This is a genomic window from Salinicola lusitanus, from assembly GCF_003206045.1.
Taxonomy (GTDB): domain Bacteria; phylum Pseudomonadota; class Gammaproteobacteria; order Pseudomonadales; family Halomonadaceae; genus Salinicola; species Salinicola lusitanus.
Genome location: NZ_PZJM01000017.1, coordinates 21,549 through 47,908 on the forward strand (window position 1 = coordinate 21,549; position 26,360 = coordinate 47,908).

At 63.0% G+C, this 26,360-nt stretch carries 32 protein-coding genes; 30 read left to right on the plus strand and 2 right to left on the minus strand.

Features of this window, described 5'->3' with window-relative positions; genetic code table 11:
• Positions 1–2 precede the first annotated feature (2 nt).
• From rpsS to rplQ, 23 genes are all read left to right on the plus strand, one after another.
• Entirely contained in the window at positions 3–278 is a 276-nt protein-coding gene (rpsS, locus tag DOM45_RS19445) for a 30S ribosomal protein S19 (protein WP_075563680.1), read from the plus strand.
• 17 nt (positions 279–295) lie between these two features.
• Positions 296–628: a 50S ribosomal protein L22 gene (gene rplV, locus DOM45_RS19450; protein WP_035470378.1), complete on the plus strand. Its 333-nt coding sequence runs from the start codon at positions 296–298 to the stop codon at positions 626–628.
• 11 nt (positions 629–639) lie between these two features.
• The gene (gene rpsC, locus DOM45_RS19455) at positions 640–1,341 is read left to right on the plus strand and encodes a 30S ribosomal protein S3 (protein WP_110603311.1); all 702 of its coding nucleotides are present in this window, start codon (positions 640–642) and stop codon (positions 1,339–1,341) included.
• 14 nt (positions 1,342–1,355) lie between these two features.
• Entirely contained in the window at positions 1,356–1,769 is a 414-nt protein-coding gene (gene rplP, locus DOM45_RS19460; RefSeq protein WP_035470382.1) for a 50S ribosomal protein L16, read from the plus strand.
• Positions 1,769–1,963, plus strand: coding sequence for a 50S ribosomal protein L29 (rpmC, locus tag DOM45_RS19465; RefSeq protein ID WP_071230713.1), 195 nt, complete (start codon positions 1,769–1,771; stop codon positions 1,961–1,963). The genes rplP and rpmC overlap by 1 nt, the downstream gene beginning before the upstream one ends.
• Positions 1,963–2,223, plus strand: coding sequence for a 30S ribosomal protein S17 (gene rpsQ, locus DOM45_RS19470; RefSeq protein ID WP_110603312.1), 261 nt, complete (start codon positions 1,963–1,965; stop codon positions 2,221–2,223). The genes rpmC and rpsQ overlap by 1 nt, the downstream gene beginning before the upstream one ends.
• Before the next feature lie 54 nt (positions 2,224–2,277).
• Positions 2,278–2,649 (plus strand): 50S ribosomal protein L14, encoded by a 372-nt coding sequence (rplN, locus tag DOM45_RS19475; RefSeq protein WP_075571386.1) that lies wholly within the window; start codon positions 2,278–2,280, stop codon positions 2,647–2,649.
• Positions 2,650–2,663: 14 nt separating this feature from the next.
• Positions 2,664–2,981 (plus strand): 50S ribosomal protein L24, encoded by a 318-nt coding sequence (gene rplX, locus DOM45_RS19480; RefSeq protein WP_075563676.1) that lies wholly within the window; start codon positions 2,664–2,666, stop codon positions 2,979–2,981.
• 18 nt (positions 2,982–2,999) lie between these two features.
• Positions 3,000–3,539, plus strand: coding sequence for a 50S ribosomal protein L5 (gene rplE / locus DOM45_RS19485; RefSeq protein WP_110603314.1), 540 nt, complete (start codon positions 3,000–3,002; stop codon positions 3,537–3,539).
• Positions 3,540–3,549: 10 nt separating this feature from the next.
• Positions 3,550–3,855, plus strand: a complete 306-nt coding sequence (gene rpsN / locus DOM45_RS19490; RefSeq protein ID WP_110603316.1) for a 30S ribosomal protein S14 — start codon at positions 3,550–3,552, stop codon at positions 3,853–3,855.
• 31 nt (positions 3,856–3,886) lie between these two features.
• A complete protein-coding gene (gene rpsH / locus DOM45_RS19495) occupies positions 3,887–4,279 on the plus strand; it encodes a 30S ribosomal protein S8 (protein ID WP_110603318.1) in 393 nt (130 codons plus the stop codon).
• 9 nt (positions 4,280–4,288) lie between these two features.
• Complete coding sequence (rplF, locus tag DOM45_RS19500; RefSeq protein WP_110603320.1) at positions 4,289–4,819, plus strand: 50S ribosomal protein L6; 531 nt, start codon at positions 4,289–4,291, stop codon at positions 4,817–4,819.
• 9 nt (positions 4,820–4,828) lie between these two features.
• Entirely contained in the window at positions 4,829–5,179 is a 351-nt protein-coding gene (rplR, locus tag DOM45_RS19505) for a 50S ribosomal protein L18 (RefSeq protein ID WP_110603321.1), read from the plus strand.
• Between the two features lie 11 nt (positions 5,180–5,190).
• A complete protein-coding gene (rpsE, locus tag DOM45_RS19510) occupies positions 5,191–5,691 on the plus strand; it encodes a 30S ribosomal protein S5 (protein ID WP_071230722.1) in 501 nt (166 codons plus the stop codon).
• Positions 5,692–5,697: 6 nt separating this feature from the next.
• Positions 5,698–5,880, plus strand: a complete 183-nt coding sequence (rpmD, locus tag DOM45_RS19515) for a 50S ribosomal protein L30 (protein WP_110603433.1) — start codon at positions 5,698–5,700, stop codon at positions 5,878–5,880.
• 3 nt (positions 5,881–5,883) lie between these two features.
• Complete coding sequence (rplO, locus tag DOM45_RS19520) at positions 5,884–6,318, plus strand: 50S ribosomal protein L15 (RefSeq protein ID WP_110603323.1); 435 nt, start codon at positions 5,884–5,886, stop codon at positions 6,316–6,318.
• Positions 6,319–7,653, plus strand: a complete 1,335-nt coding sequence (secY, locus tag DOM45_RS19525; protein WP_110603324.1) for a preprotein translocase subunit SecY — start codon at positions 6,319–6,321, stop codon at positions 7,651–7,653.
• Positions 7,654–7,683: 30 nt separating this feature from the next.
• A complete protein-coding gene (rpmJ, locus tag DOM45_RS19530; RefSeq protein WP_031384759.1) occupies positions 7,684–7,797 on the plus strand; it encodes a 50S ribosomal protein L36 in 114 nt (37 codons plus the stop codon).
• A 131-nt stretch (positions 7,798–7,928) separates the two neighbouring features.
• Complete coding sequence (rpsM, locus tag DOM45_RS19535) at positions 7,929–8,285, plus strand: 30S ribosomal protein S13 (RefSeq protein WP_110603326.1); 357 nt, start codon at positions 7,929–7,931, stop codon at positions 8,283–8,285.
• Between the two features lie 36 nt (positions 8,286–8,321).
• Positions 8,322–8,708 (plus strand): 30S ribosomal protein S11, encoded by a 387-nt coding sequence (gene rpsK / locus DOM45_RS19540; RefSeq protein WP_009723883.1) that lies wholly within the window; start codon positions 8,322–8,324, stop codon positions 8,706–8,708.
• A gap of 12 nt (positions 8,709–8,720) precedes the next feature.
• Positions 8,721–9,341 (plus strand): 30S ribosomal protein S4, encoded by a 621-nt coding sequence (gene rpsD, locus DOM45_RS19545; protein ID WP_110603327.1) that lies wholly within the window; start codon positions 8,721–8,723, stop codon positions 9,339–9,341.
• A gap of 81 nt (positions 9,342–9,422) precedes the next feature.
• Positions 9,423–10,421: a DNA-directed RNA polymerase subunit alpha gene (locus DOM45_RS19550; protein WP_110603329.1), complete on the plus strand. Its 999-nt coding sequence runs from the start codon at positions 9,423–9,425 to the stop codon at positions 10,419–10,421.
• A 95-nt stretch (positions 10,422–10,516) separates the two neighbouring features.
• The gene (rplQ, locus tag DOM45_RS19555) at positions 10,517–10,903 is read left to right on the plus strand and encodes a 50S ribosomal protein L17 (protein ID WP_071230729.1); all 387 of its coding nucleotides are present in this window, start codon (positions 10,517–10,519) and stop codon (positions 10,901–10,903) included.
• A 424-nt stretch (positions 10,904–11,327) separates the two neighbouring features.
• Here rplQ and uvrA read toward each other — a convergent pair whose 3' ends face one another.
• Entirely contained in the window at positions 11,328–14,180 is a 2,853-nt protein-coding gene (gene uvrA, locus DOM45_RS19560; protein ID WP_110603330.1) for an excinuclease ABC subunit UvrA, read from the minus strand.
• Between the two features lie 161 nt (positions 14,181–14,341).
• Between uvrA and DOM45_RS19565 the strand changes: the two genes are divergently transcribed.
• From DOM45_RS19565 to DOM45_RS19595, 7 genes are all read left to right on the plus strand, one after another.
• Positions 14,342–15,724, plus strand: a complete 1,383-nt coding sequence (locus DOM45_RS19565) for an MFS transporter (protein ID WP_110603332.1) — start codon at positions 14,342–14,344, stop codon at positions 15,722–15,724.
• A 34-nt stretch (positions 15,725–15,758) separates the two neighbouring features.
• The gene (locus tag DOM45_RS19570) at positions 15,759–16,358 is read left to right on the plus strand and encodes a single-stranded DNA-binding protein (RefSeq protein ID WP_110603333.1); all 600 of its coding nucleotides are present in this window, start codon (positions 15,759–15,761) and stop codon (positions 16,356–16,358) included.
• Between the two features lie 701 nt (positions 16,359–17,059).
• Positions 17,060–19,090 carry a poly-beta-1,6 N-acetyl-D-glucosamine export porin PgaA gene (gene pgaA / locus DOM45_RS19575; RefSeq protein ID WP_157958479.1) on the plus strand — a complete coding sequence of 677 codons (2,031 nt, stop codon included), beginning with the start codon at positions 17,060–17,062 and terminating at the stop codon, positions 19,088–19,090.
• Positions 19,090–21,237: a poly-beta-1,6-N-acetyl-D-glucosamine N-deacetylase PgaB gene (gene pgaB, locus DOM45_RS19580; RefSeq protein WP_110603336.1), complete on the plus strand. Its 2,148-nt coding sequence runs from the start codon at positions 19,090–19,092 to the stop codon at positions 21,235–21,237. Before pgaA ends, pgaB begins: the two co-directional genes overlap by 1 nt.
• A complete protein-coding gene (gene pgaC / locus DOM45_RS19585; protein WP_110603338.1) occupies positions 21,234–22,520 on the plus strand; it encodes a poly-beta-1,6-N-acetyl-D-glucosamine synthase in 1,287 nt (428 codons plus the stop codon). Before pgaB ends, pgaC begins: the two co-directional genes overlap by 4 nt.
• A gap of 14 nt (positions 22,521–22,534) precedes the next feature.
• Positions 22,535–22,996 (plus strand): poly-beta-1,6-N-acetyl-D-glucosamine biosynthesis protein PgaD, encoded by a 462-nt coding sequence (gene pgaD, locus DOM45_RS19590; RefSeq protein ID WP_110603340.1) that lies wholly within the window; start codon positions 22,535–22,537, stop codon positions 22,994–22,996.
• A 193-nt stretch (positions 22,997–23,189) separates the two neighbouring features.
• A complete protein-coding gene (locus DOM45_RS19595) occupies positions 23,190–25,271 on the plus strand; it encodes an OPT family oligopeptide transporter (protein ID WP_110603342.1) in 2,082 nt (693 codons plus the stop codon).
• 11 nt (positions 25,272–25,282) lie between these two features.
• Here DOM45_RS19595 and DOM45_RS19600 read toward each other — a convergent pair whose 3' ends face one another.
• Positions 25,283–26,164, minus strand: a complete 882-nt coding sequence (locus DOM45_RS19600) for an SMP-30/gluconolactonase/LRE family protein (RefSeq protein ID WP_110603343.1) — start codon at positions 26,162–26,164, stop codon at positions 25,283–25,285.
• Positions 26,165–26,360: the final 196 nt, after the last annotated feature.

A 26,360-nucleotide genomic window follows, 5' to 3' on the forward strand; every position in this document is an offset into this window, starting at 1 on the left:
CTGTGCCACGTTCACTGAAGAAAGGTCCTTTTATCGACCTTCATCTGTTGAAGAAGGTCGACGTCGCAACGGAAAAGAACGATCGCAAACCGATCAAGACCTGGTCGCGTCGTTCGATGATCCTGCCCAACATGGTCGGGCTCACCATTGCGGTACATAACGGTCGCCAGCATGTCCCGGTGCATGTTTCCGAGGAGATGGTCGGCCACAAGTTGGGCGAGTTCGCCGCTACCCGCACTTATCGCGGTCATGCAGCGGACAAGAAAGCCAAACGGTAAGCCAAGAGGATTAAGAGATGGAAGTCGCTGCTAAGTTGCGTGGCGCGAGCTTATCCGCCCAGAAGGCCCGTTTGGTGGCTGACCAGGTGCGCGGTAAGCCGGTCGCCGAAGCGCTCGACGTGCTGACCTTCTCGCCGAAGAAGGCCGCGAAGTTGGTCAAGAAGGTGCTGCAGTCCGCGATTGCCAATGCGGAAGAAAACAACGGCATGGACATCGACGAGCTGCGTGTCTCGACCATCTGTGTCGATGAGGGCATGACGCTCAAGCGCATTCAACCGCGCGCCAAAGGCCGTGCGGATCGCATTCTGAAGCGCACCTGCCACATCACCGTCAAGGTAGCCGAGAAGTAGGAGTCGACCAGATGGGTCAGAAAGTCAATCCAGTCGGTATCCGACTGGGCATCGTCAAGGATCACACCTCGGTCTGGTATGCCGAGCGCGGTGCCTATGCCGACAAGCTGAACAACGATCTGGAAGTGCGTCGCTATCTCGAGGAGCGTCTCAAGAACGCTTCCGTCAGCCGCATTACCATCGAGCGTCCGGCCAACAACGCCCGGATCACCATTCACACTGCCCGTCCGGGTATCGTGATTGGCAAGAAGGGTGAGGACGTCGATCGTCTGCGCCAGGATGTCACCCGCATGATGGGTGTGCCTGTGCACGTCAACATCGAAGAAGTCCGCAAGCCGGAACTGGATGCCGCCCTGGTCGCGCAGAACATCGCCGGTCAGCTCGAGCGTCGCGTGATGTTCCGCCGCGCCATGAAGCGCTCCGTCCAGAACGCGATGCGTCTGGGTGCCGGCGGCATCAAGGTGCAGCTCTCCGGTCGTCTCGGTGGTGCCGAAATCGCACGTACCGAGTGGTATCGCGAAGGCCGCGTGCCGCTTCATACACTGCGTGCCGATATCGATTACGCCACCTATGAAGCCCACACCACCTACGGCGTCATCGGCGTCAAGGTCTGGGTCTTCAAGGGCGAAATCCTCGGGGGCATCGAAGAGGTGCGTGCCAAGCAGAAGCAGCAAGCTCAGGCGCCCGCATCGAAGAAGAAAGGTTCCAGGTAAGGGGAGACTGATCGATGTTGCAACCCAAGCGTACAAAGTTCCGCAAGGTGCAGAAAGGTCGTAACCGCGGCCTGGCACATCGCGGCAGCAAGGTGAGCTTCGGGGACTTCGGTCTCAAGGCCACCGATCGCGGTCGTATCACCGCACGTCAGATCGAAGCGGGTCGTCGTGCAATCACCCGTCACGTCAAGCGTGGTGGCAAGATCTGGATCCGCGTATTCCCGGACAAGCCGATTACCAACAAGCCTCTCGAGGTTCGTATGGGTAAAGGTAAGGGTTCCGTCGAGTACTGGGTAGCCCAGATTCAGCCGGGCAAGGTGCTCTACGAAATCGAGGGTGTTTCCGAAGAGCTGGCGCGTGAAGCCTTCTCTCTGGCGGCCCAGAAGATGCCCATCTCCACCACCTTTGTGAAACGGACGGTGATGTGATGAAAGCCAACGAAATGCGTGAAAAGTCAGTCGATGCGCTGCAGGAGCAGCTGTTCGAACTGCTCCGCGAGCAGTTCAACCTGCGCATGCAGAAGGCCACCGGCCAGCTGAGCCAGACGCACCTGCTCAAGCAGGTTCGTCGCGACATCGCTCGCGTCAAGACTGTGCTCAACCAGAAGGCAGGTGACCAATAATGGCTGAAGCAAGCAAAGCTCGGACGCTCACCGGCAAGGTCGTGAGCGACAAGATGGAAAAGTCGATTGTCGTATTGATCGAGCGCCGCGAGCGTCATCCGATCTACGGCAAGTACATGAAGCGCTCCACCAAGCTGCACGCCCACGACGAGACGAACCAGGCCAAGTTCGGCGATACGGTTTCCATTCAGGAATGCCGTCCGCTGTCCAAGAAGAAGGCCTGGACGTTGGTCGAGGTGGTCGAGCAGGCCAAGGGCTGAGCCCGACAGGCGCCTTCTGAACCAGTGCAGTCAGATTAGGTTTGGAGAAAACCAATGATTCAGACGCAGACAATGCTGGATGTCGCCGACAACAGCGGCGCGCGCCGGGTGCAGTGCATCAAGGTGCTGGGCGGTTCACACCGTCGTTACGCCCGCGTTGGCGACATCATCAAAGTGACGGTCAAGGAAGCCATCCCGCGGGGCAAGGTCAAGAAAGGCCAGGTCCTCAAGGCGGTGGTCGTGCGTACGCGCAGCGGTGTCCGTCGTAACGACGGTTCGCTGATCCGCTTCGACGGAAATGCGGCGGTTCTGTTGAATAACACCAACGAACAGCCGATCGGCACCCGTATCTTCGGACCGGTAACTCGTGAACTTCGTAACGAGAAGTTCATGAAGATCATTTCCTTGGCGCCCGAAGTGCTGTAAGGAGCGAGGCGGATATGCACAAGATCAAACGTGACGACGAAGTCATCGTCATCGCCGGCAAGGACAAGGGCAAGCGTGGCACGATCAAGCGCGTCCTCGAAAACGACCGTTACGTCGTTTCGGGCGTCAACATGATCAAGCGCCACACCAAGCCCAATCCTATGGTTGGCAACCCGGGGGGTATCGTCGAGCGTGAGGCTCCGATCCATGCGTCCAACGTGGCCATCTTCAATGCGGAGACCGGCAAGGCGGATCGCGTCGGCTTCCAGCTGCAGGAAGACGGTACCAAGGTACGTATCTACAAGTCGACGCAAAAGCAGATCGACGCCTAACGCGAGTCGGGTAGCAAAATGGCGAACTTGAAAGAACGTTATCAGAACGAGGTCATGGCTCAGCTCAAAGAGCAGTTCAGCTATGCCAACGTTATGCAGGTGCCCCGGATCACCAAAGTGACCCTGAACATGGGCATCGGCGAAGCGACCAGCGACAAGAAGCTGATCGACAATGCTGTCGGCGACCTGGAGAAGCTCTCCGGTCAGAAGCCGGTAGTGACCAAGGCGCGCAAGTCCATCGCTGGCTTCAAAGTCCGCGAAGGCTGGCCGATCGGCGTCAAGGTGACGCTGCGCCGCGAACGGATGTGGGACTTTCTGGACCGGCTGGTCAACATCGCGATCCCTCGCGTACGTGACTTCCGCGGCCTGAACCCGAAATCCTTCGACGGGCGCGGCAACTACTCCATGGGCGTACGGGAGCAGATCATCTTTCCGGAGATCGAATATGATAAGATCGATCGGATTCGTGGTCTGGATGTCACCATCACGACCAGCGCCATCACCGACGAAGAAGGTCGTGCGCTGCTCAGCGCGCTGAACTTCCCGTTCAAGCAATAAGGGTGGATTCATGGCAAAGAAAAGCATGATTGAGCGTGAGCTCAAGCGCGCAAAGCTGGTCGACAAATACGCCGCCAAGCGTGCCGCGCTCAAGACCGTCATCTATGACGTCAACGCTTCTGACGAAGAGCGCTTCGACGCTCAGCTGAAGCTGCAACAGTTGCCGCGGGACTCCAGTCAGGTCCGTCAGCGCAACCGCTGCCGCGTTACCGGCCGTCCGCACGGTTACTACAACAAGTTCGGACTGGCCCGTAACAAGCTGCGCGAAGCTGCCATGCGTGGCGATGTCCCTGGACTGAAGAAGTCCAGCTGGTAAGCCACGTCGAGGAATTCAGGAGCGCAATGTAATGAGCATGCAAGATACTCTGGCGGATATGTTCACCCGTATCCGCAATGCGCAGATGGCCACCAAGGAGACGGTTACCATGCCGTCTTCCAAGCTCAAGGTTGAAGTGGCCCGCGTACTCAAGCAGGAAGGCTACATCACCGACGCAACGGTCTCCGAGGGCACCAAGCCCGAGCTGACCGTGACCCTCAAGTATTTCGAGGGCAAGCCGGTCATCGAGCACCTCCAGCGTATGTCCAAGCCGTCACTGCGGATCTACAAGGGCAAGAGTGAACTGCCCAAGGTCGCGGACGGTCTGGGTGTGGCGATCGTCACCACCTCTCAAGGTGTCATGACCGATCGTGCCGCACGCCAGGCGGGTGTCGGTGGTGAAGTCATCTGCACCGTATTCTAGGAGTGAGTAATGTCTCGCGTAGCCAAGTATCCGGTTAAACTGCCCAGCGGCGTCGACGTGAAGTTCGACGGCGACCAGCTGTCCGTCAAGGGCGGCCAGGGCACGCTTGAACTGACCGTGCATCCCGACGTGAAGATCACTCAGGAAGATGGTCAGCTGGTTTTCGCCCCGAGCGAACAGGCGAAGTCCTGGGCCATGGTCGGCACCACGCGTGCCCTGGTCCAGAACATGGTCACCGGCGCTTCCGAGGGTTTCACTCGGTCGCTGGAAATCAATGGCGTCGGCTATCGTGCCCAGGCTAGTGGCAAGACGCTGAACCTAACACTCGGTTTCTCACACCCGATCGACTACACGCTGCCCGAAGGTGTCACGGCGGAAACGCCGAAGAACACCGTGATCGTGCTGAAAAGCGCGGACAAGCAGAAACTCGGTCAGGTGGCTGCGGAAATTCGCGCTTTCCGTCCGCCGGAGCCCTACAAGGGCAAAGGCGTTCGTTACAGCGACGAACGTGTCCGCCGCAAAGAAGCCAAGAAGAAGTAAGGCAGGGTTATGAACGCGAAGAAAGAATCTCGTCTCCGTCGTGCCCGCCGCGCCCGTGCCAAGATCCGCGATCTGGGTGTGAACCGCTTGTGCGTCAACCGCACCCCGCGTCACATCTACGCGCAGATCATCTCACCGGACGGCGGCAAGGTCCTTGCCAGCGCTTCCACGCTGGACAAGAGCCTGCGCGAAGGTGCCACGGGCAACGCTGACGCGGCTGCCAAGGTGGGTGCTCTGATTGCCGAGCGCGCCAAGGATGCCGGCATCTCTCAGGTTGCCTTCGACCGCGCAGGGTTCCAGTACCACGGGCGTGTCAAGGCGTTGGCTGATGCCGCACGCGAAGGCGGTCTGCAATTCTAAAGGGTTTAACGATGGCGAATAACGAACAGAAGGGCGGAGACCTGCAAGAGAAGTTGGTGCAGGTCAACCGCGTCGCCAAGGTGGTCAAAGGTGGCCGTATCTTCGGTTTCACCGCGCTGACCGTCGTTGGCGATGGCAACGGCCGGGTTGGCTTCGGTCGCGGCAAGGCACGTGAAGTGCCGGTCGCGATCCAGAAAGCCATGGACCAGGCACGCCGTAATATGGTCAAGGTCAGTCTCAGCGGCAGCACGCTGCAGTACCCGGTTCGCGCCCGTCACGGCGCGTCCAAGGTGTTCATGCAGCCGGCTTCCGAGGGTACCGGCATCATCGCCGGCGGTGCCATGCGCTCCGTCCTCGAGCTGGCCGGTGTGCATGACGTCCTGGCCAAGTGCTACGGTTCCACCAACCCGGTGAACGTGGTTCGTGCCACCATCAAGGGGCTCGAATCCATGCAATCTCCGGAAGACATCGCCGCCAAGCGTGGCCTGTCTGTCGAAGAGCTGGCGGGGTAAGTGACCATGGCACAGACGATCAAAATCACTCAGACCCGCAGCACCATCGGTGTCCTGCAGAAGCACAAGGCGACGATGACCGGTCTCGGTCTGCGTCGCATTGGGCACTCGGTCGAGCTGGAAGACACCCCCGCCGTTCGCGGCATGATCAACAAGGTCAACTACCTTGTTCGAGTCGAGGGAGAGTAATCCATGAAACTCAATAGCTTAAGCCCGGCGCCGGGTTCCAAGCACGCTGAGAAGCGTCTTGGCCGCGGTATCGGCTCTGGCCTGGGCAAGACCGGTGGTCGCGGCCACAAGGGTCTGAAGTCCCGTTCCGGCGGTTCGGTCAAACCGGGTTTCGAGGGTGGCCAGATGCCCTTGCAGCGCCGCTTGCCGAAGTTCGGTTTCACCTCGGCCAAGTCGCTGGTGTCCGAAGAAGTCCGCCTGGCCGAACTGGCCAAGGTCGAGGGCGACGTCGCCGATCTCGCCAGCCTGAAGAAGGCCAACGTGCTCAAGAATGCTACCGAGTACGCCAAGGTCGTTCTGTCCGGCGAGTTGAGCAAGGCGGTTACCGTGCGTGGCCTCAAGGTCACCAAAGGTGCACGCGCTGCGATCGAAGCGGCCGGTGGCAAGGTAGAGGACTAAATGGCTAAGTCAGGAAACATGCCGGCGAACATGGGTAGCGGTCTCAGCGAGCTGTGGGCGCGCCTGCGTTTCGTCTTCATCGCGATCGTGGTGTACCGCATCGGTGCCCACATCCCCGTCCCCGGCATCGATCCTGACCAGCTGGCTGCCCTGTTTCGGGAGAACCAGGGCACCATCCTGGGCATGTTCAACATGTTCTCGGGGGGTGCGCTGCAGCGCATGAGTATCTTCGCGCTGGGGATCATGCCGTACATCTCCGCGTCGATCATCATGCAGCTTCTGACCGCGGTATCGCCTCAGCTCGAAGCGCTGAAGAAAGAGGGCGAAGCCGGCCGCCGCAAGATCAACCAGTACACCCGCTACGGTACGGTGTTGCTGGCCTTGATCCAGGCGACCGGGATGTCAGTTGGTCTGGTCAGTCAGGGCGTTGCTTACACGGGTGACATCAGCTTCTACTTCACGGCCATCGTGACGTTCGTGGCCGGTGCGGTATTCCTGATGTGGCTGGGCGAGCAGATCACCGAGAAGGGGATCGGCAACGGTATCTCGTTGATCATCTTTGCCGGCATCGTGGCTGGTCTGCCCAGCGCGATCGGACAATCGTTCGAGCTGGCGCGCAACGATGGTGCGTGGAACGTGTTGCCGCTGTTGGCGCTCTCGATTCTGGGCATCGCCACGGTTGCCTTCGTGGTGTTCATCGAACGCGGTCAGCGCCGTATCACGGTGAACTACCCGCGGCGTCAGGTCGGCAACAAGATGTATGCGGGACAGAGCAGTTATCTGCCGCTGAAGGTCAACATGGCGGGCGTGATTCCGCCGATCTTCGCGTCGAGTATCCTGCTGTTCCCGGGTTCCATCGGTCAGTGGCTGGGCCAGGGCGACGGGTTCGAGTGGCTGCAGGTGGCATCACAGCAGCTCGCTCCCGGTGCGCCGTTGTACATCATCCTGTTTGCCGCGGCAGTGCTGTTCTTCTGCTTCTTCTACACGGCGTTGGTGTTCAATCCGAAGGATGTCGCCGACAACCTGAAGAAGTCGGGGGCTTTCCTGCCGGGGATCCGTCCAGGAGAGCAGACGGCTCGCTACGTGGACAAGGTGATGACGCGCCTGACCCTGTTCGGGGCGCTCTACATCACCCTGGTCTCGTTGATGCCGCAGTTCCTGGTGGTGGCCTGGCAGGTGCCGTTCTACTTCGGCGGGACGTCGCTGCTGATCGTGGTCGTGGTAATCATGGACTTCATGGCCCAGGTTCAATCGCATCTGATGTCTCATCAGTATGAGTCGGTGATGAAGAAATCGAACCTGAAAGGCTACGGTAGCGGCGGTCTGACGCGCTGAGCCTCCGCCAGAGAGCATTTGGAGAGAACGATGAAAGTTCGAGCTTCTGTAAAGAAAATGTGCCGTAACTGCAAGATCATTCGGCGCAACGGCGCGGTTCGCGTGATTTGCACCGAGCCGCGTCACAAGCAGCGCCAGGGCTGATTTGACCCTGACGCTGTGAGTAAAAAGCGGGCCATGGCATATCCCTTGCCTTGAGAGAGGCAAAGGGGTATGCTATTGCGCCCTTTGTGGACGACTAAACGAGCAAGCCGCTCAACATTCGGAGTAAGCTGATGGCCCGTATTGCAGGCGTCAATATCCCGGACAACAAGCATGCGGCGATCTCGCTGACCTACATCTACGGGATTGGCCGCACGCGTGCGCAGAGTATCTGTGTCGCTGCCGGCATCGCACCTACCGCCAAGGTTCAGGAACTGTCAGGCGAAGAGCTCGACACCCTGCGTACCGAAGTGGGTAAGTACACCGTAGAAGGCGACCTTCGCCGTGATGTGACGCTGAATATCAAGCGTCTCATGGACTTGGGTTGCTACCGTGGTCTGCGCCATCGTCGTGGTCTACCGCTGCGTGGTCAGCGTACCAAGACCAATGCGCGTACCCGTAAGGGACCGCGTAAACCGATTCGTAAGTAATTAACGTTCCGGCGTTTAAGATCAGGATACATCAACATGGCTAACCCGCGTAGTAACCGTAAAAAGGTTAAAAAGCAGGTCGTGGATGCGGTCGCACACATCCATGCCTCTTTTAACAATACGATCGTGACGATCACAGACCGCCAGGGCAATGCGCTTTCTTGGGCAACTGCCGGTGGTTCGGGTTTTCGTGGTTCTCGCAAGAGCACCCCGTTCGCAGCTCAAGTGGCGAGTGAACGTGCAGCGACTGCTGCAGCCGAGTATGGTGTGAAAAACGTCGACGTGCTGGTCAAGGGCCCCGGTCCTGGCCGTGAGTCTGCCGTGCGCGCATTGAATGCCGCCGGCTTCCGTGTACAGAGCATCACTGACGCGACGCCGATTCCGCACAACGGATGCCGTCCGCCGAAGAAACGCCGCGTTTAAGGAGACAGACTCATGGCTCGTTATCTAGGTCCCAAGTGTAAACTGTCTCGTCGTGAGGGTACCGACCTCTTTCTCAAGAGCGGTGTCACTCCCTTCGAGAAGAAGTGCAAATCCGAGCAGATCCCGGGTGTGCACGGCCAGCGCCGTCAGCGTCTTTCCGACTACGGCTTGCAGCTTCGCGAGAAGCAGAAAGTGCGTCGTATCTACGGCGTACTCGAGAACCAGTTCCGCAACTACTACAAGGAAGCCGCTCGCCTGAAAGGTGCGACCGGCGAGGTCTTGCTGCAGTTGTTGGAATGCCGACTGGACAACGTGGTCTACCGCATGGGCTTCGGCTCCACGCGTAACGAATCACGTCAGTTGGTCAGCCACAAGGCGATTTCGGTCAACGGCCGTACCGTCAACGTGGCGTCCTATCAGGTGCGCCCCGGCGACGTCGTTTCTGTTCGTGAGAAGGCCAAGAACCAGGCCCGTATCCAGCAGGCCCTGTCCATCGCTGCCAACCGCGGCGACGTGACCTGGATCGACATCGACTCGAAGAAGATGGAAGGCACTTTCAAGGCTGTCCCGGAACGCGGCGACCTGTCTGCCGACATCAACGAAAACCTGATCGTCGAGCTGTACTCCAAGTAAGGCTTGGAGCCGGGCCGTTCAGGCGGCCCGGTTCCCGCCTGGAGTACCGATATTCGTTTGGCAGCCTGGGAAGGTGTTCATATGCAGCGTTCAGTGACAGAGTTTCTCCGTCCCCGCGACATCAAGGTCGAAGAGGTCAGTGCACATCACGCCAAGATCGTGCTGGAACCCTTCGAACGTGGTTTCGGCCATACCCTGGGGAATGCGCTGCGTCGCATCCTGCTCTCTTCGATGCCCGGCTGTGCCGTAGTCGAAGCGGAAATCGAAGGCGTGTTGCACGAATACAGCGCCATCGAGGGTGTTCAGGAAGACGTCATCGAGATTCTGCTGAATCTCAAGGACGTGGCCATCAAGATGCATGGTCGCGACGAAGCCGTCCTCACCTTGAACAAGCAGGGCCCCGGTGTCATGACCGCAGGCGACATTGCTGTCGGCCATGACGTCGAGATCGTCAATCCGGATCACGTGATTGCCCACCTCAACGATGGCAGCGAGCTGAAAATGCAGCTGAAGATCGTTCGTGGTCGCGGTTACGAGCCCGCCGATGCGCGTCTCTCCGACGAGGACGAATCCCGCGCCATCGGTCGTCTGCAGCTGGATGCCACGTTCAGCCCCGTCCGCCGCGTGTCCTATGCGGTCGAAGCGGCTCGTGTCGAACAGCGCACCGATCTCGACAAGCTGGTCATCGATCTCGAAACCGACGGCACTCTGGACCCGGAAGAAGCGATTCGCCGCAGTGCGACCATTCTTCAGGAACAGCTGGCCGCCTTCGTCGATCTCGAAGCCGACAGAGAGCAGGAAATCGAAGAGGAAGAAGATCAGATCGATCCGATTCTTCTGCGCCCCGTGGATGATCTCGAACTCACGGTTCGCAGCGCCAACTGCCTGAAGGCCGAGAATATTTACTACATTGGCGATTTGATTCAGCGCACAGAAGTCGAGCTGCTCAAGACGCCGAACCTTGGCAAGAAGTCCTTGAACGAGATCAAGGATGTGCTGGCTTCGCGCGGTCTTTCGCTCGGTATGCGGTTGGAAAACTGGCCGCCGGCGAGCTTGAAAGACGACAAGGCCTCCGCCTGACGACGACACGTGCAGACGCCCCGGTGTCTGCCTTCGTGTCAGCGTCGAATCCAGTGTGCCGACTCGAATCACCAGTTTGGTAAGGAATAGCAATCATGCGTCATCGTAAGAGTGGTCGTCATCTGAATCGGACCAGCTCGCATCGGCACGCCATGTTCAAGAACATGTGCATCTCGCTGGTCGAGCATGAAGTGATCAAGACTACCCTGCCCAAGGCCAAGGAGCTGCGTCGTCATATCGAGCCGCTGATCACCCTGGCCAAGCAGGATAGCGTGGCAAACCGCCGTCTGGCGTTCAGCCGCACCCGCTCCAAGGAAGCCGTCGGCAAGCTCTTCAACGAGCTTGGCCCGCGTTACGTCAATCGCCCGGGCGGTTATGTCCGCGTGCTGAAGTGCGGCTACCGCACTGGCGACAACGCACCGATGGCCTACATCGAGCTGGTCGATCGTCCGGTCGTTGAAGAAGCCGCTGGCGACGAATAAGTCCCACGCTTCTTGCACGATAAAAACCGGCTGCCCANNTGGGCAGCCGGTTTTCTTTTGGGACAAAGGTCAGGCTCGAGGGCTTCAATGGCGCGGGAGAGCGCTGGATTCGGCGATTCGCCCCTCGCGCTGTTGGAGCCGCTGCTGCCGCCGTTCCACCACGCTCAGCAGCGCATCAAGGGCATCGGAAACGGGATGGCCGGGAGGTGCCCATCAAATCGAGGGGCGCAGGGCGCCCTCAGGCGTCGTGAGCGCTGTCGATTGGCTGCTCGGACTCTCCAGGTCGGTCGAAAGAGTCGCAAGAGCCACTCCGCGATGGGGATTGATCCCGGTTCGGGTTCGTCACGGACTGCCGGCACACTCTCTCCGGATCATTGGAGCAGAATCGCCATAGGGCGCCTGCGAAAGCGCCCTATGGCCGGACTCAGGCGCGCTTGGCCTTGCGCACCTTGGGGGTGGGCAGCAACGGTGCCAGGAAATTGCCGGTGTGGGAGTGTTCAAGCCCCGCCACCTGTTCCGGCGTGCCCTCCGCGATGATGCGGCCACCGCCGGAGCCACCTTCCGGGCCCAGATCGATGATCCAGTCGGCAGTCTTGATCACATCGAGGTTATGCTCGATCACCACCACCGTATTGCCGTGGTCACGTAGCCGATGCAGCACGCCGAGCAACTGCCGGATATCCTCGAAGTGCAGCCCGGTGGTGGGCTCGTCGAGAATGTAGAGCGTCTGGCCGGTATCGCGCTTGGCCAGCTCGCGAGCCAGCTTGACGCGCTGCGCCTCGCCGCCGGAGAGGGTGGTGGCGCTCTGGCCCAGGCGGACGTAGGAGAGCCCCACGTCCATCAGCGTCTGCAGGCGCCGGGCGATCGCTGGCACAGGGCTGAAGAACTCCAGTGCTTCTTCGATGGTCATCTCGAGCACTTCGTGGATGCTCTTGCCCTTGTAGTGGATCTCCAGCGTCTCTCGGTTGTAGCGCTTGCCCTTGCAGACGTCGCAGGGGACGTAGATATCCGGCAGGAAGTGCATCTCCACCTTGATCATGCCCTCGCCCTGGCACGCCTCGCAGCGCCCGCCCTTGACGTTGAAGCTGAAACGTCCCGGCTTGTAGCCGCGGGCCCGCGCCTCCTGGGTGCCCGAGAAGAGCTCGCGGATGGGGGTGAAGATACCGGTGTAAGTGGCAGGGTTGGAGCGTGGCGTGCGGCCTATCGGGCTCTGGTCGATGTCGATGATCTTGTCGAGCTGATCGAGACCCTCGATGCTGCGATAGGGCGCTGCCGTCAGTGTGGTGGCGCGATTGAGTTCACGGGCCGCGATCGGCATCAGGGTCGAGTTGATCAGGGTCGATTTACCGGAGCCGGAGACGCCGGTGACGCAGACGAACAGCCCCAGCGGCAATGCCAGGTCGACATCCTGCAGGTTGTTGCCGGTGGCGCCACGCAGATGAAGCTGCTTGTCCGGGTTGACCGGGATGCGGTACGGGGGAACCTCGATACAGCGTTTCCCGGAGAGGTACTGGCCCGTCAACGACTCCGGCGTCGTCTCGATGTCGTGGGGCGTTCCCTGGGCCACGATGGTGCCACCATGCACGCCGGCGCCAGGGCCGATATCGAGCACGTGGTCGGCAGCGCGAATGGCGTCTTCGTCATGCTCGACCACGATCACCGTATTGCCCAGATCGCGCAGGCGTATCAACGTGCGCAGCAGACGATCGTTGTCGCGCTGATGGAGGCCGATCGAGGGCTCGTCGAGGATGTACATCACTCCGACCAGGCCGGCACCGATCTGGCTGGCCAGACGAATGCGCTGGGCTTCGCCGCCGGAGAGCGTGTCTGCGCTGCGCTCCAGAGTCAGGTAGTCGAGCCCGACGTTGACCAGGAATTCGAGTCGTGCGTGGATCTCGTGGACGATCTTGACCGCGATTTCGCCCTTCCTCCCGGGAAGCGTCAACTGGCGGAAATAGTTCCAGGCTTCGCCCACCGGCATCCGGGTCAGCGTCGGAAGATTGTTGCCGTCGATGAACACATGGCGCGCCTCGCGCTTGAGGCGGGTCCCGTCGCAGGTGGGGCAGGGCCGCACCGCCAGGTACTTGGCCAGATCGTCGCGAACCATCGACGACTCGGTCTCGCGATAGCGACGCTCCAGGTTGGGCAGCACGCCCTCGAAGGGGTGCTCGCGGGTCACCTTGCGGCCGCGGTCGTTGACGTAGCTGAAGGCGATGTCGTCCTTGCCGCTGCCATTGAGTACGATATCGCGCTCATGTCGGGCGAGCTCGTTCCACGGCGTATCCAGCGTGAACCGATAGTGCTCGGCGACCGCCTGCAGCTGGCTGAAGTAGTAGATGCTGCGACGATCCCAGCCCTTGATCGCGCCCTCGGCCAGCGACAGCTCCGGATGACTGATCAGCTTGTCCGGATCGAAGAACTGACGCACGCCCAGGCCGTCGCAGGTCGGACAGGCGCCGGCCGGGTTGTTGAACGAGAACAGCCTGGGTTCCAGTTCGCTCAGCGAGTAGCCGCAGATCGGGCAGGCGAAGCGTGACGAAAACGCCAGGTCATCCTGCTCGCCATCCATGAAGTGGATGATGGCGGTGCCATCGGCCAGATTGAGTGCGGTCTCGAAGGACTCGGCCAGACGCTGCTGCAGGTCCGGGCGAACCTTGATGCGGTCCACCACCACGCTGATGTCGTGCTTGCGTTTCTTGTCGAGCGCCGGCACGTCGTCGAGTTCGACGGTATGCCCGTCGATCACGGCACGCACGAAACCCTGGGCGCGCAGCTCGCTGATCAACTGGAGGTGCTCGCCCTTGCGGCCCTTGACCACCGGCGCCAGCAGCATCAGCCGGCTGCCCTCGGGCAGCGCCAGCACCTGATCGACCATCTGCGAGACGGTCTGCGCCTCCAGTTCCTCGTCGTGATCCGGGCATCGCGGCGTGCCGGCACGAGCGAACAGCAGCCGGAGATAGTCGTAGATCTCGGTGATGGTACCGACGGTGGAGCGCGGATTGTGCGAGGTCGATTTCTGCTCGATGGAGATGGCCGGCGAGAGTCCCTCGATATGGTCGACGTCGGGCTTTTCCATCATCGACAGGAACTGGCGGGCATAGGTCGAGAGGGATTCGACATAACGTCGCTGCCCCTCGGCGTAGAGCGTGTCGAACGCGAGTGAAGACTTGCCCGAACCGGAGAGACCGGTTACCACGATCAACTTGTCGCGCGGCAGTTCGACATCAATGTTCTTCAGGTTATGGGTCCGTGCGCCCCTGACCAGAATGCTGTCCATGACTACCTCGTGCTGCGACGCGGGAAACGACCATTATAGGTCGCGGATCAAAGGCCCGGCAAAGCCGGCTGCTTTCACTGGAGAAGGGCGAGCGGTAAAATGCACCGCTCATCCCGAATCATCCTCGGCTCGCGCCGAGTTCACCCAACGTTGCGACCTCCATGACTTCTCGTTTTCTCGTTACCGAACGACGTGCCATCGTCGGGCTGGCCAGCCTGTACGCCTCGCGAATGCTGGGGCTATTCATGGTCCTGCCGGTGCTGGCGCTGTATGCCGATCATCTCGACGGCGCCACTCCCTTGCTTGTCGGCATGGCGCTGGGCGGCTACGGCCTGACCCAGGCCATTCTCCAGATTCCCTTCGGGCTGCTCTCCGACCGGATCGGTCGCAAGGCGGTCATCGCCGGGGGCCTGCTGCTGTTCATCATCGGCAGTATCGTCGCTGCCAGTGCCACGTCCATCACCGGCATCATCATCGGGCGCTGCCTGCAGGGGAGCGGCGCCGTCGCCGGCGCCATCATGGCGCTGCTGGCGGATCAGACCCGCGAGGAGATCCGCACCGCCGCGATGGCGACCATCGGGCTCTCCATCGGCGTCGCATTCGCCATCGCCATGGTGGTGGGGCCCCTGATCGCGGATGTCGGCGGGCTCGCCGGCGTGTTCTGGTTCACCGCGGCGCTCTCCGCCTGCGGCCTGCTGATCCTGTGGAAACTGGTGCCGCGAGCACCGAAGCGAATGCCCCACCGGGATGTCGGCATCGATCGCCGTCAACTGCGCGCCACGCTGGGCCAGGGCGACCTGCTCCGGCTCGATTTCTCGATCTTCGCCCTCCACCTGATTCTGACGGCGTGCTTCACGGCGCTGCCGTTTCGGCTCGAGGCCCTGGGATTCGCCCCGGCAGATCATGGCTGGGTCTATCTGCCGGTGATGGCCCTGGCCTTCGTCGGCATGATCCCGCTGGTCATCGTGGCCGAGAAGTATCGCAAGATGAAGCCGGTCTTCGTCGGCGCCGTCGCGGCGATGACATTGATTCTGCTCGGCTTCGGCGAGCTGGCGAATGATCGCGTCGCCCTGCTGATCCTACTTTGGGGCTTTTTCGTCGTCTTCAATCTACTGGAGGCGACGCTGCCGTCGATGATCAGCAAACTGGCACCGGCCGGGTCCAAGGGCACTGCCATGGGCGTCTACTCCACCAGTCAGTTCTTCGGCGCCTTTCTCGGCGGTACGCTGGGCGGCGCCCTGTCCCAGGGCTTTGGTGTCCAGAGTGTCTTCCTGGGCACGGCGGTGGTCGGGGCTATCTGGCTGGCCGTGGTCTGGAAGATGCCGGCGCCCCGCCATCTCTCCAGCGAGATCATCGCACTCGACGAGCAATCCATGGGCATGCTCGATACACTACTCGAGCGTTTCGTCGCGGTGACCGGGGTCGAGGACGCCGTGGTCGTACCCGAAGAACAGGTCGCCTATCTCAAGGTCGACCGACAGCGCCTGGATGTCGAGGCGCTGGCCCGTATCGCGGGCAACCAATGGCAACGAACCGACGCATGACAGCGTCGCAACGCAGGAATGCGAGGAGACAACGATGGCCCGAGGTGTAAACAAAGTCATCCTGATCGGCAACCTGGGACAGGATCCGGAAGTGCGCTTCCTGCCCTCGGGGAATCCGGTGTGCAACCTGCGCATCGCGACTACCGATAGCTGGACCGATCGCCAGAGCGGCCAGCGCCAGGAACGTACGGAATGGCACAGCGTGGTGCTGTTCAACAAGCTGGCGGAGATCGCCCAGCAGTACGTCAAGAAAGGTTCGCGGATCTATATCGAGGGCCGCCTGCAGACTCGCAAATGGCAGGGCCAGGACGGTCAGGATCGCTACTCGACCGAAATCGTCGGCAACGACATGCAGATGCTGGACTCTCGTGGCGGCGGCCAGGGCGGCGGAGATTACGCCCAGCCCCAGGGGCAGTATGGCGGTGCGCCGCAGAATGGTGGCTACGACCAGCCGCCGCAGCAGGGCGGTTACGGCGGCAACCCGCAACAGCCGCAACAACCGCAGCAGCGCCCGGCTCAGGGCCAGCGCCCGCCGCAGCAGGGCCAGCCTGCCCCGCAACCGAACCAGAATCCGAACTACGGCGCGCCGAACCCCGGTAGCTTCGACGACTTCGACGACGAGATTCCGTTCTAGGACTCAGGTACCGGCGTCCAACGGCTCGTCCTTGCGGGCATCGAGTCAGTGAACCCCCGGCGCGCCGCACCGGCCGTCATCAAAGCGCCCCGCCTCGCGGGGCGCTTGCGTTACGGGCGTGGACCATCCCGGCAAAATCCGCGGGTGAAAAGCGACGTTTCGGCTGGGTATCGGTGTGACAGCGATGGCCATCGACAAGCGCGGCCTCGAGGTTCGGCGCGCAGGCAGATTCTTCTCTCGCCATGACCCAGCACCCGTGGCTTGAGCTCCTGCGGATTGTCTTTCAAAGCAAGCTTCTGGAAACCATGTTCAGCTTTCGTACCAAGGCCGCGTCATGGCAGGTTGACGTTCGTCGACCTTGGGAGCCGATGAAACAATCAAACATATCAATATTTACTAATTTGTAAGACCGCCATTTTATCTCTAGTTTTACTTGGCTTTTAGCACCCCACTCAACGGAATTGAGTGCTCTCGCAACAGAGTGTTAACGGAAATAACGGTGGTCCTGTCCTGTAATGCGAATATCTCGCTTCCGCGGCCGAGTCGCGAAGGCCGGCGAAGGCTTTGGCTTCTCGACGAGGCCGTACGCCGCCGGCAACGGTCGCTGCCGCGCCTGTTCAACTCGATTCCCCCTCGCACTCTGCCTGCTGTCGCTCTTCGCCTATTCAGCCCAGGCAGCCGAGCGCTTTCCGGATGGGCGCTTGCCGCCCGCCGAGGCGCCGGCCTCGGCCTATGGCGAAGACGTGCGGCCAGGGCCGTCGGGGCGCCCCAATGCCGACGATCTGGCGGGCATTGCGGAACGCCAGCGTCAGCAGGGGCATCCGGCCATCGCGCTGCAACTGGCGCAGCGAGTGCTGACGTATGTCCCAGACAATCGTCAGGCCCTCCAGACGACGATCTCCAGCCTGTCCAATCTCGGGGCCTATCGCCGTGCCGAGCGGTTACGCGAGCGCTACCGGCCGGCGTGGCCGCAGGCCACGCAGGATCGGTTTCGGGCCGATGCCGCGACGGCCCGGATCCGCAATGGGGTGCAGGAGCAGGCGCGTCACGAGCGGCGGCAGCGCTACGGAGCGCGTGACGCGGCCTTGACCGCATCGCTCGATGACCTGAATGCCAATCTGGAACGCTTCCCTCCCGGCAGCGACGCCGGCCATCGGACCCGCGTCGATCGACTGGTGGTGCTGCGCCAGTTGAACCGCTTCGAGGCGGTGGTTGCCGATTATCAGGCGCTGCAGCGTGAATCGGTCGATGTGCCGGTCTACGCCAAGGCCGCCGTTGCCGATGCCTATCTGGCTCGCCGGCAGCCGGAGCAGGCCGCACGCCTCTACCGCGAGGTGATCGAGTCGGGCGCGCGGCCATCGTTGGCAGTGCGGACCGGCTACTACTACGCCCTGATCGAGAGCGAAGAGTACGCCGCCGCGGCCGAGGTGCTCGCGCAGTTGGACGCCGACACCCCGATCTGGCGCTCGCGGCCGAATCCGAAGACGCCTCCGGTGCCCAATTGGGAGCGCAGCGAGGTCGATCGCCTGCAGGTGCTGGATGCCACCTATCGTCGTCACGATGGAGAGGCTCTCGAACGGGCCCGTGCGCTCTATCGGCAGGCGCCGCGCAATACCGACGTGATCAATGGCCTGTCCACCGCACAGCGTTCGAGAGGCTGGTACGAACAGGCGCAGTCGACCGCCGAACTGGCAGCGGCCTATGCGCCCAGGGATCAGGCCACGCGGCTCAACATTGCCGAGAATGCCCAGGACCTCGAGAACTTCCCGCGCTGGCAGCGCACTATCGAACCCTTGGCGTCGCAGTTTCCCACCGACAGCGCGATTCGGCGCAACCACCTCGAATGGCAGGATCGTCAGCACTTCTCCCTCGAGGGGGAGGGCAGCTTCGGTCGCTCTCGCGGCGGGAGCGCCGTCAACGGCAGCCGCGACGGTGAATACCGGCTGCGCCTCAATTCGCCCTGGCGCGAGGATGGCTACCGCGCCTACATCGAACAATCCTGGCGCTGGGGTGACTACGACGGTGGGGCCGAGCGCCAGGATCGCTGGGGTGTCGGCATCGAACGCCGATGGTTGCGCCGGCACTGGTGGGCCGGCGTGAGTGGCGAGAACGCCAGCGACGATCCCGGCGTCGAGCTCGGCTGGTCGCAGTGGCTCGACGATCGTTGGCAGTACCAGTTGCTGACCCAGTTTCAGTCGCCGGAGACCCCGCTGCGCGCCGAGCGCAGCGATCAGGATGGACGCCTCTACCAGGCGCAGGTGACCTGGCGTCAGAACGAGTCGCGCCAGGCGACGCTGACGCTGGGCGCACTGGACATCAGCGACGGCAACCTGCGCAGCGACGTCTCCGCCGAGCTGACCCAGCGCGTGCAGGCTAGCGCGCATCATCGGACCCGCCTGCTCGGCTCGCTCTCCGCCGAGCACAACAGCCAGAGCGAAACGGATTACTACAGCCCCGAGGATACCCGTTCCGCCGGAGTGACTCTCGAGCACGACTGGCTGACCTGGCGGCGCTACGACCACGCCTTCACGCAGAACGTCTCGCTGGGCACGGCCTCCGAGTGGGAGCGAGGCCACGGTAGCGCGCCGGGCTACGACGCGCGCTACGGCCACGTCTGGCAGCTGACGCGGACCTGGTCGGTCAACTACGGCGTCGGCTGGGGCAGTCATGAGTACGAGGGCGAGCGCGAAGCGCGCTGGTTCGGACAGTTAGGTTTCGAGGGAGTGCTGTGATGCGATCGACCCTGCTCCATTTCGCGCTGGTCGCGCTACTGGGCGCGCTGTCGACGGCAGCGCAGGCTCGGGGAGCGCCGTCATCTCCGCCGACGACCGGCCTGCCGGGAGATGTGACGACGCTGCAGATCCCCGCCGGTCATTTCGTGACGCTCGGGTTTCACGATGTGCGGGACGATACCCGGCCCGCCGTGGATCGGGACCCTTACGCCGTCAGCACCGAACGCCTGGCGTCGCTGTTCGACTGGCTGGCGGCCAACGATTGGCACCCGATCTCCCCGGACGACATCGAGGCGGCCCGGGAGGGCAGGCGGCCGCTGCCTCCCAACGCGGTGCTGTTGAGCTTCGACGACGGGCTGGCGAGCTTCTACAGCCGCGTCTTTCCGCTGCTACGTGCTTTCGGCTATCCGGCGCTGTTCGCGGTGGAGACCGGCTGGATCGAGCGGGTCGGGCGTGGCGACAGGGTGACGGCAGCCGCTACCGATCCGGTGGCCTCGCGGCTCGAGGAGGGGGCGGTCATCGGTGGGGACGGCGACGCTGGGGCGGCGAACGAAGTTCTCTACAACGGTCGCGAGAGAGGGGCAGAGGGTTTCGTGGATTGGGACCAGGTCCGCGAGATGCAGGCCTCGGGGCTGGTGGAAGTGGCTTCGCACACCGATGACCTCCACCACGGGATCCTCGCCAATCCGCAGGGTAACGTGGAACCCGCAGCGCTGACACGACGCTACGATGCCGTCAGTGGCGCGTACGAGAGCGACGCCGATTACCGGCGGCGCGTTCACGCCGACCTGGTCCGCAGCGCCGAGATCATCGAGCGGCACACCGGGGTTCGGCCGCGCACCCTGGTCTGGCCCTACGGCGCGACCAACCCCGTCACCGAAAGGATAGCGAGAGAGGCGGGTTACCGGTTCACCTTCAGTCTCGGTGATCAGCGTCTCTCGATCCCGTCGAGCGGACCCGATTTCGGTCGCTTCCTGGTGATGAATGATCCCGATCCGGTGGCCGTAGAATCCCAGGTCGCGCAGACCGTCGATCCGCCCAGGCGCATTCAACGGGCCGTGCAGGTCGACCTCGACTATCTCTACGATCCCGACCCCGATCAGGTCAATGCCAATCTCAGCGCCTTGCTGGATCGGATTCAGGCCATGCAGGTGCGCACGGTCTATCTGCAGGCCTTTGCCGATCCGGATGGGGATGGCACTGCCTCGGCACTCTACTTCCCCAACGACTACCTGCCGATGCGCGCCGATCTGTTCAATCGTGTCGCCTGGCAGCTCAAGACCCGGGCCGGGGTCGATGTCTACGCCTGGCTACCGCTGCTCGCCTTCGACCTGCCCGACGCCGAACGACAGCAGCAACTGGCGGTGCGAGCCAGGGGGAGCGACGGCAAGAGCCGGATCGCCGATCGCGACTACCGCCGGCTGAGTCCGTTCCGCCCGGCTGCACTGGCGCTCGTTCGCGGGATCTATGGCGATCTGGCCCGCAACACCCCGGGGATCGACGGCATCCTGATTCACGATGACGCCTATCTCGCCGCGGACGAAGATGCTCAGGCCTGCAACCCCGCGGCGCGGTGGCCCGGCGGTCAGCGGGCGCTTACCGACTGCGACCTGAGTGCGCGTGACAAGACCCGGGCGCTGATCGACTTCAGTCATCAGGCGGTCGCCGCCGCGCGCGAGTACGCCAATCTCAGCAACCGCTTCCGGGTGGCGCGCAATATCTACGCGCGGGTCGTGCTCGACCCCGCTGCCGAGTCGCGCTTTGCCCAGGCGCTGGATCCTTTCCTCGACAACTACGACGAGGTGGCGCTGATGGCGATGCCCTACCTCGACGACGCGGACATGGCACGCGATGACCGTTCGGCCAGCCGCTGGCTGGATGACCTGATCGACCAGGTGATGCGCCAGCCCGACGGGCTCAGGAAGACGGTATTCGAGTTGCAGGCTTACGACTGGGCACGGGATCGCTGGATCGAGCCCGGGCGCTTCAAGGCGTGGATGCATCAGCTGGTGCGCCGGGGCGGGCTGAACCTCGCCTACTATCCGGACGACTTCATCACCGGCATGCCGGCCTTCCAGCCCACGTTCGAGGGCATGAGCCTCAACGAATTTCCCTACTCGACCTCTCGTCTTCGGAGTCAACCATGATCGCCGATATCGAAGCCTGGGTCTCGGCCATCGATTGGCGGGACGTGATGTTCGGTTTTGCCTTCTACTACCCGATCTTCATGGCCTGGATGTGGATCATCGGTGGCCTCTGGTTCTATCTTCGCCGCGAGCGTGGCAAGGACATGACGCCAAGGCTGGAGACCTTGGATCCCGACTCCCCTCACGTCAGCATCGTGGTGCCCTGTTTCGACGAAGCGGATCAGGTCGAGCAGACGATTCGCTACGCTCTGGCGACGCGCTACCCGCAGTTCGATGTCATCGCCATCAACGACGGTAGCCACGATGAGACCGGCGAGATCCTCGATCGCCTGGCCGAGAAGCACGAGCGGCTGCGGGTGATCCATTTCGCGGCCAATCAGGGCAAGGCGGTGGCGCTGCGCGCCGGTGCGCTGGCGGCCCCTTCGGATTACCTCGTCTGTATCGATGGTGATGCGCTGCTCCATCCCTTCGCCGTCTACTGGATGATGCAGCATCTGACCGGGGGGCCGCGTGTCGGCGCGGTGACCGGCAATCCGCGCATCCTCAACCGCTCGACGCTGCTGGGCAAGATCCAGGTGGGCGAGTTCTCCTCGATCATCGGCCTGATCAAGCGGGCGCAACGCACCTACGGGCGTATCTTCACCGTCTCCGGGGTGATCACGGGTTTCAACCGGGCGGCGCTGGACAGCATCGGCTACTGGCGCGCCGACATGGTGACCGAGGACATCGATGTCTCCTGGCGTCTCCAGATCCATCACTGGGACATCCGCTTCGAGCCAGAGGCGCTCTGCTACATCTATATGCCGGAAACCCTCAAGGGCCTGTGGCAGCAGCGCCTGCGCTGGGCCCAGGGTGGTGTCGAGGTGATGCTGCGCTACGGCGGGCGACTGCTGGCTTGGCGCCAGCGCCGCTTCTGGGGGGTGGCGCTGGAGTATCTCACCAGCCTGGTGTGGGCCTACGTCATGCTGGCCATCGCCGTGCTGTTCTGCATCGGCGGGTTCGTACCGCTGCCGCCACGCTGGCAGATCGCGACGCTGCTGCCGCAATGGAACGGACTGCTGCTGGGCGCCACCTGCCTGATCCAGTTCCTGGTCAGTCTGAGCATCGACCAGCGCTACGAACGCGCCGGCTTTCTTCGCCACTACTTCTGGGTCATCTGGTATCCGCTGCTCTACTGGGTGCTCTCGACGCTCACGGCAGTGGTCGCCGTGCCCAGGGCCCTGCTGGCCTCGCGGCGTCAGCGGGCGCGCTGGAGCAGCCCGGACCGCGGTATCCAACCCTGACAGGAGAGCTCGACATGCCGAAGGCGAACAACCAGCGAGGCGCCGCCGGGCTGCCTCGAATCATCCACCGTCCCGACCTGCAGTCACGGCGCCAGCGCAGTGTGTTCGCGCTGCTGGCGGGCATCGGCTGGTTGCTGTGGCTCTATCTGCTGCTACCGCTGGCGACGATTGGCGGCTGGATTTTCGGGGTGGGACGGTTCGAGTCCTACGTGATCGACAGCCAAGACCATAGCTGGGCCTCGCTGACACTCTACGCGGTCATCACCGTGCTCGCGGGGGCCACGCTGCTGGTATGGGCGTTCTACAACTACCGCCGCTTCCGACACGTCGATCGGCGCCAGCCGGCGCTGCCGCTGACCCCCGAGCGGCTGGCGCTCTCGTTCGGCATGAATTCGGACCAGGTGGCCGCGCTCCAGCGCCATCGCCGGGTGACGCTCACCCATGATGCCCAGGGCAACATCATCGAGGCGCGGTGAGCGCGGCGTGCTCAATCTCCGCCGGGGGAGCCCGGCCGCCTCGACGCAAGAGCGTGGGAATTCTAGAATGGCCTTCTAGATAGCCATCTAACGATTTGCCTGTACTGCCAGTTTCCGCGGGCGATGGTGGCCCCGACGATCGCGGCGGCAGCGCCTCGATCCTGCGCCGGCCTTTCACCTCAAGAGTGTCTCCATGCCACAACCTATCCCCGATGACGCCCGTCTGCCCGAGTTGACGCTGCGAGGCGTCATGCTGGGCGCCGTCATCACCCTGCTGTTCACCGCTTCCAATGTCTATCTGGGGCTCAAGGTCGGGCTGACCTTCGCCTCGGCGATTCCCGCCGCGGTCATCTCCATGGCCGTGCTGCGACGCGTGGCCGGTGCCAACAAGCTCGAAAACAACATGGTCCAGACCCAGGCCTCGGCGGCAGGAACGCTCTCCGCGATCATCTTCGTGCTGCCGGGGCTCTTGATGATCGGCTACTGGCAGGGCTTTCCGTTCTGGCAGACCACGGCGATCTGCGCCATCGGCGGCATTCTCGGCGTGCTCTACACGATCCCGCTGCGCCGGGTGATGGTGGTACAGAGCGATCTGCCCTATCCGGAGGGGATCGCCGCGGCCGAGATCCTCGAGGTCGGCAGCCGCGATGCGGCCCGCGCTGCCGATGAGGGTCAGCGTGGCGACGGAGACGCCGGTGGCGCCAGGAATGAACCCGGTGCCCGGGAGATTCTGCTGGGCGGCATCGTCGCGGCCGGCTTCTCGATCGCCAGCGGCGGCTTGCGGCTGCTGGCGGATAGCATCAGCGTGTGGTTCTCGGTCGGTCGCGCGGCATTCCAGCTCTCGACCGGGTTTTCGCTGGCGCTGGTCGGCGCCGGCTACCTGGTCGGCATCGTCGGCGGCATGGCAATGCTGATCGGGACGCTGATCGCCTGGGGTATCGCGGTCCCCTGGTTGACCAGCGTCACCCCGATGGAGGCGGGGCAGTCGCTGGCCGATGCCGGCATGGCGCTGTGGTCCGACAAGGTCCGCTTCATCGGCGCCGGCACCATCGGGATCGCCGCGGTCTGGACACTGGCGACCCTGTTCAAGCCGATGCTGATCGGCATTCGTACGTCACTGGGGGCGATGCGCGGCGACCAGGGCGCGTTCCGTGACCAGGCGCGAACCGAGCGCGACCTGCCGGCGGGCATCATCCTGGCGTTGACGGTAGCGCTGCTGGTGCTGTTGACCGTGGTCTTCGCGATCTTTCTCCACGGTGCGGCACCGCAGCTGGCCGGCGCCGCGTTCTGGACGCTGACCCTGGGCAGCGTGCTGTTCGCGGGCGTGTTCGGCTTCCTGATCGCGGCCGCCTGCGGTTACATGGCCGGGCTGGTCGGCTCTTCCAGCAGTCCGATCTCCGGCATCGGCATCGTGGCGGTCATCCTGGTGTCGCTGCTGCTGCTGGGCTTCACCGCCGTCAGTGATGCGTTCGACGTGCTGGACCCGGCGGTGGCGCGCATGCTGCCGACGGCGCTGGCGCTATTCGTGACCTCTGTCATCCTCGCCGTGGCGGCGATATCCAACGACAACCTGCAGGATCTCAAGACCGGTTATCTGGTGGGGGCCACGCCGTGGCGCCAGCAGGTCGCGCTGATCATCGGCTGCGTGGTCGGGGCGCTGGTCATCCCGCCAGTGCTCTCGCTGCTCTACAACGCCTACGGCTTCGCCGGGGCGATGCCACGGGAGGGGATGGACCCCGGGCAGGCCCTGGGGGCGCCCCAGGCCTCGCTGATGACCGCCATCGTGCGCGGTGTGTTCTCCCACGATCTCGAATGGACGATGATCATCATCGGTCTGGCGATCGGCGCCGTGCTGATCGGTGTCGACGAGTGGCTGCGCCGGCGAGGGGGCAAGGCACGTCTACCGGTACTGGCGGTGGGGATCGGTATCTACCTGCCCCCGAGTATCAACATGCCGCTGGTGATCGGCGCCGTGCTGGGCTGGCTGATCGATCGCCGGCTCCGCGCCCGCGCGCTGGCACGGGGCGATGACGTCGAGCGTGCCTCGGAGCGGCCGCGTCGACGTGGCGTGCTGCTCGCCTCCGGGCTGATCGTCGGCGAGAGCCTGGTCGGCGTGCTGCTGGCCGGCGTCATCGGCCTGAGCGGGGCGCCGGCCCCGTTGGCGCTGGTCGGAGACGGCTTCGCCGGTATCGCCCGGTGGCTGGGGCTGGCGGTGTTCGTCGCCGTCTGCCTCGGCTTCTACCGCCGCGTGCTGGCAGCCCCCGCGGCCGGGTGACCCCGGCCGTGCTACAGCCCCGGGTCGTTGGGCAGGATCACTGGCGTGGTGGCGATGCCGCCGATCTCGACCGCGACCTCGAACAGTGCCCCGGCCAGCGGTTCGTCATGGCAGCCGGTCGCCGCCGAGGTGACGAACAACCGGTCCAGTGCGTCGCCGCCGAAGATGCAGGAGGTGGGGCGGGAGACGGGGAGGGCGATCTCCCGGTCCAGCGAGCCATCGGCGTGAAATCGGGCGATACGGCCGCCGTCCCACAGTGCGATCCACAGCCCGCCCTCGCGATCGCAGGTCATGCCGTCCGGATAGCCGGCGCCCGGGGCTAAGCGTATGTGCTCGCGACGGTTAGACAGTTCGCCATCAGCGTCGAGATCGAAGGCAAAGACGGTCTGGCGCGCGCTATCGTTATGGTAGAGTGTGTCGCCGTGCGGGCTGATGGCGGGCCCGTTGGTGACGTGGTATTCACTGTCCATCAGGGTAACGCCACGGCTGTCGAGGCGGAACAGATGACCGCGTACCTCGTTTTCGGCGTCATCCATGGAGCCGAACCAGAGGCGGCCGTGCGTATCGCTTCCGGCATCATTGAGGCGGTCGCCTGCCGACAGCCACTCGATCGGGGTCAGACGCTTGCCGATGCGGGGGCCACGCTCATCGAGTTCGAGCCCCACGACCCCGGAGCGCAGGCCGGCAACGAAGCCGCCCCCTTCTCGAGGCAGCAGCCAGCAGCACGCTTCCTCGAGATCCCAACTCCGACGCTCGCCGTCTGCGGGATGATAGACGTGCAGCCTGGCCTGTCGAATATCGACGAACACCAGGGCGCGAAGGGTGTCGGACCAGATGGGGCCTTCGCCGAGTTCGGCGCCGATCTCCCAGGCGACGGCGACATCCTTGTTCATGTTGACTCTCTCCATGGATGAGCGAATGGTCGAGCGGTTCCTGCGGGCCTCGATGTCTGCCACTATCGGTGTCCGCCACGATCGGCACTTCCCCGTCATCGAGCCTAGAGCGGACAAGGCGTCTTCTATCATAGTCCGGGATCGGCCAGGGCAGTGTAGTTCTCAGCAAAGTAAGGATTCCAGAGCGATGAGGCGT

Coding starts and splice junctions, on each gene's coding strand:
- rplV (WP_035470378.1), top strand. CDS start 296: ATGGAAGTCGCTGCTAAGTTGCGTGGCGCGAGCTTATCCGCCCAGAAG.
- rpsC (WP_110603311.1), top strand. CDS start 640: ATGGGTCAGAAAGTCAATCCAGTCGGTATCCGACTGGGCATCGTCAAG.
- rplP (WP_035470382.1), top strand. CDS start 1,356: ATGTTGCAACCCAAGCGTACAAAGTTCCGCAAGGTGCAGAAAGGTCGT.
- rpmC (WP_071230713.1), top strand. CDS start 1,769: ATGAAAGCCAACGAAATGCGTGAAAAGTCAGTCGATGCGCTGCAGGAG.
- rpsQ (WP_110603312.1), top strand. CDS start 1,963: ATGGCTGAAGCAAGCAAAGCTCGGACGCTCACCGGCAAGGTCGTGAGC.
- rplN (WP_075571386.1), top strand. CDS start 2,278: ATGATTCAGACGCAGACAATGCTGGATGTCGCCGACAACAGCGGCGCG.
- rplX (WP_075563676.1), top strand. CDS start 2,664: ATGCACAAGATCAAACGTGACGACGAAGTCATCGTCATCGCCGGCAAG.
- rplE (WP_110603314.1), top strand. CDS start 3,000: ATGGCGAACTTGAAAGAACGTTATCAGAACGAGGTCATGGCTCAGCTC.
- rpsN (WP_110603316.1), top strand. CDS start 3,550: ATGGCAAAGAAAAGCATGATTGAGCGTGAGCTCAAGCGCGCAAAGCTG.
- rpsH (WP_110603318.1), top strand. CDS start 3,887: ATGAGCATGCAAGATACTCTGGCGGATATGTTCACCCGTATCCGCAAT.
- rplF (WP_110603320.1), top strand. CDS start 4,289: ATGTCTCGCGTAGCCAAGTATCCGGTTAAACTGCCCAGCGGCGTCGAC.
- rplR (WP_110603321.1), top strand. CDS start 4,829: ATGAACGCGAAGAAAGAATCTCGTCTCCGTCGTGCCCGCCGCGCCCGT.
- rpsE (WP_071230722.1), top strand. CDS start 5,191: ATGGCGAATAACGAACAGAAGGGCGGAGACCTGCAAGAGAAGTTGGTG.
- rpmD (WP_110603433.1), top strand. CDS start 5,698: ATGGCACAGACGATCAAAATCACTCAGACCCGCAGCACCATCGGTGTC.
- rplO (WP_110603323.1), top strand. CDS start 5,884: ATGAAACTCAATAGCTTAAGCCCGGCGCCGGGTTCCAAGCACGCTGAG.
- secY (WP_110603324.1), top strand. CDS start 6,319: ATGGCTAAGTCAGGAAACATGCCGGCGAACATGGGTAGCGGTCTCAGC.
- rpmJ (WP_031384759.1), top strand. CDS start 7,684: ATGAAAGTTCGAGCTTCTGTAAAGAAAATGTGCCGTAACTGCAAGATC.
- rpsM (WP_110603326.1), top strand. CDS start 7,929: ATGGCCCGTATTGCAGGCGTCAATATCCCGGACAACAAGCATGCGGCG.
- rpsK (WP_009723883.1), top strand. CDS start 8,322: ATGGCTAACCCGCGTAGTAACCGTAAAAAGGTTAAAAAGCAGGTCGTG.
- rpsD (WP_110603327.1), top strand. CDS start 8,721: ATGGCTCGTTATCTAGGTCCCAAGTGTAAACTGTCTCGTCGTGAGGGT.
- DOM45_RS19550 (WP_110603329.1), top strand. CDS start 9,423: ATGCAGCGTTCAGTGACAGAGTTTCTCCGTCCCCGCGACATCAAGGTC.
- rplQ (WP_071230729.1), top strand. CDS start 10,517: ATGCGTCATCGTAAGAGTGGTCGTCATCTGAATCGGACCAGCTCGCAT.
- uvrA (WP_110603330.1), bottom strand. CDS start 14,180: ATGGACAGCATTCTGGTCAGGGGCGCACGGACCCATAACCTGAAGAAC.
- DOM45_RS19565 (WP_110603332.1), top strand. CDS start 14,342: ATGACTTCTCGTTTTCTCGTTACCGAACGACGTGCCATCGTCGGGCTG.
- DOM45_RS19570 (WP_110603333.1), top strand. CDS start 15,759: ATGGCCCGAGGTGTAAACAAAGTCATCCTGATCGGCAACCTGGGACAG.
- pgaB (WP_110603336.1), top strand. CDS start 19,090: ATGCGATCGACCCTGCTCCATTTCGCGCTGGTCGCGCTACTGGGCGCG.
- pgaC (WP_110603338.1), top strand. CDS start 21,234: ATGATCGCCGATATCGAAGCCTGGGTCTCGGCCATCGATTGGCGGGAC.
- pgaD (WP_110603340.1), top strand. CDS start 22,535: ATGCCGAAGGCGAACAACCAGCGAGGCGCCGCCGGGCTGCCTCGAATC.
- DOM45_RS19595 (WP_110603342.1), top strand. CDS start 23,190: ATGCCACAACCTATCCCCGATGACGCCCGTCTGCCCGAGTTGACGCTG.
- DOM45_RS19600 (WP_110603343.1), bottom strand. CDS start 26,164: ATGAACAAGGATGTCGCCGTCGCCTGGGAGATCGGCGCCGAACTCGGC.